Here is a 2,434-nt window from a genome sequence, read left to right as displayed (position 1 = left end):
CGAATTATTATTTTCTGGTAAATACAAAATCCGTCATACGCTGAAGCGGGATAGTTGGTCACCAAACCAAACAGGCGTAAACTGGTGAATCATCACCCGCCTGAAAGCGGAAAAAGGAAAGCATAAAACAAAAGGGCAAAAGGAATTCTTAGGTAATGAAGAAGAAATTCCATATTATTTCAATAGCTTATCTCCCCTCTTCCCTATTTTTTCTATTTGAGTGCGGAGTTCAGCTAACAAACACATTCACTCGGACAGGCAAAAGCGTCGTTGATTTGTGCATTCCGCTGCGCTCCATTTTGCACAAACCAACGCCACTTTTGCCTTCCGGTGTGTGAGGCGTTAGATTTATAAAGCTCATTGACAGAAGTATAACTTGGGTTATACTTGTTCATTATGAAAACAGCAATCTCAATTCCAGACCCTATCTTTCAGGCAGCTGAAAATATGGCACATCACCTCGGTATGTCTCGCAGCGAATTATTTTCAACTGCCATCTCTGAGTACATGAATAACCATAAATATCTGGACGTTACGGAGTCATTGAATTCAATATATGGTGAAGCGTCATCTGCTCTTGATACGGAATTAATATCAATGCAATTGAAATCTATTCAAGAGGATGAATGGTAGTGAAAAGAGGAGAAATATGGTGGGCATCAATGGAAGAGCCGAGAGGGTCAGAGCCAGGCTGCCGACGTCCAGTTGTTGTAATCTCTTCCAATGAATTTAACCAAAGCCTTATACAAACAGTAATTTGTGCGGTTATCACATCAAATCTTCGCTTAGTGAATGCCCCAGGCAATTTCAAGCTAGCAAAATCAAAGTCAGGAATTAACCGAGATTCAGTTGTTAATGTTTCGCAGATAATTACCCTGGATAAGTCATATTTAACTGATCAAGCTGGCAAGCTAAATAACAAACAATTTCTTTCATTAAATGAGGGGCTGAAGCTTGTTCTTGGCATATGAAAAATCTAACAAAGCAAATTCACTCGGACAGCCAAAAGCGTTGTTTGGTTTGTGTATTACGCTACGCTTCATTTTACACAAACCAAACACCACTTTTGCCTTCCGGTGATTTGCGACGTTATGTGTAGGAATAAGCGCATCAGGCTAACAGAATGAAATATGCAGTATTTTTACAAGGTGAAAATTACGAAATTCCTACTAATGAAAAAACAAAACATGTGGGTTTTTTTGTAACTAAGGTAGTTGATGCAAGTAATAAAATAAGCGCCGAAGAACAAGCCATGGTATTAGTAGGAAAAGATCCACAAATAATAAAAGCCATAGCAATGTCCGATGGCATTGAGCCAACATTAGAAGTAAAAGTAGTGCATGAGCTACTTCATGAGAGTCGCATGAAGCATACAACGTATACATACTTTCCTATGGAAGAAGAGTGAACCATAATTAATGTCTTATGTAATACAAAGCATATGCGCGTTGATGATCATTTATTCAGGGAGCATAGCTTGGTCAACGAAAGAAAAAATATCTGGTAGTTTATTGTTCATAGGTGGTCTTGGTTTTCTAGCAATTCAATTGGTAAGCGTGGCTTTCAATTATTTCCCCCCAAGTACAGCACATGCTCAAGAGGCGGGATCCAATGCATATTTCTGGTATGAATTGAGCGTTATGGTATCCAGGGTCATGCACCCTTTATCGGTTGTATACGTGTTATTCATAAGCACTGGGGTGCTAGTACTAACTCTACGATTACGCGCTAAGGAAAGCATATCGAAGTCACTAAATGGACATCAAAGAAATAGTGAATAATGACTGAACAACACACCGGCTAAAGCCGGTGGGTTCAAATTACGGACTGAAAGTCCGGATACGCGTCGACTAAACGACGCGTCCTAATCAGGCTCCATTTTGAAATCATCGTCAGGTTTCGGCTCAAAGTGATGCTCCAGATACTCCTTGATCATCTCTTCCGTCATCTGACCAACTGTTGCACAAAAATAGCCTCGTGCCCAAAAATGCCGTCCCCAATACTTCTTCTTTACGTGCGGAAATTCTTCAAACAACTTACTCGATGTGCGCCCCTTAATTCGTCTCATGATCTCACTTGGAGCCATATTTGGAGGACAACTCACCAATATGTGCACATGATCTTTGCTAACTACCCCTCGAACAATCCGTATCTCGAAGGCTTCACAGGTCTGTCTGACAAGCTCTTTGCACCTGTCCTGCCATTCTGTCAGTAATTTTGTATCGATACTTCGTTACCCATACAAAGTGGTACTCTATTTGATAAACCGTATGACTGCCGTATCTGTAATCCATACCAACCTCCAAGGCGAGCAGGTACAGTATCGCAGTTGAAGCTGACTGGCTAAAGCCAGGTTTAAACCTTGGTGTTGGAAAATTATCACATAATCGAGGGAATATAATACGTAACGAAATCCAAAGCAATACTGATGCAA

The 2,434-nt window shown here is 40.6% G+C and carries 3 protein-coding genes and 1 pseudogene; 3 read left to right on the top strand and 1 reads right to left on the bottom strand.

The window, feature by feature from the left end; all coding sequences use genetic code 11:
* The first annotated feature begins 396 nt into the window (after positions 1-396).
* The 3 genes from G9Q73_RS06015 (at position 397) to G9Q73_RS06005 (ending at position 1,408) form a co-directional block, all read left to right on the top strand.
* A complete protein-coding gene (locus G9Q73_RS06015; protein WP_177418985.1) occupies positions 397-633 on the top strand; it encodes a hypothetical protein in 237 nt (78 codons plus the stop codon).
* Positions 633-971 carry a type II toxin-antitoxin system PemK/MazF family toxin gene (locus G9Q73_RS06010; RefSeq protein WP_369408846.1) on the top strand — a complete coding sequence of 113 codons (339 nt, stop codon included), beginning with the start codon at positions 633-635 and terminating at the stop codon, positions 969-971. The genes G9Q73_RS06015 and G9Q73_RS06010 overlap by 1 nt, the downstream gene beginning before the upstream one ends.
* 152 nt (positions 972-1,123) lie before the next feature.
* Positions 1,124-1,408: a hypothetical protein gene (locus G9Q73_RS06005; protein ID WP_177418983.1), complete on the top strand. Its 285-nt coding sequence runs from the start codon at positions 1,124-1,126 to the stop codon at positions 1,406-1,408.
* A gap of 456 nt (positions 1,409-1,864) precedes the next feature.
* On the opposite strand, the pseudogene tnpA reads toward G9Q73_RS06005, so the two are convergent.
* A pseudogene (gene tnpA, locus G9Q73_RS06000) lies at positions 1,865-2,294 on the bottom strand (IS200/IS605 family transposase).
* Positions 2,295-2,434 lie beyond the last annotated feature (140 nt).

Origin of the sequence: endosymbiont of Lamellibrachia barhami (genome assembly GCF_011947365.2) — a bacterium.
In the GTDB taxonomy this organism is placed as follows: Bacteria; Pseudomonadota; Gammaproteobacteria; order Chromatiales; family Chromatiaceae; genus QGON01.
Note: the sequence above shows the minus strand (reverse complement) of the source record. Positions and strands in the feature narration are given on the sequence as shown.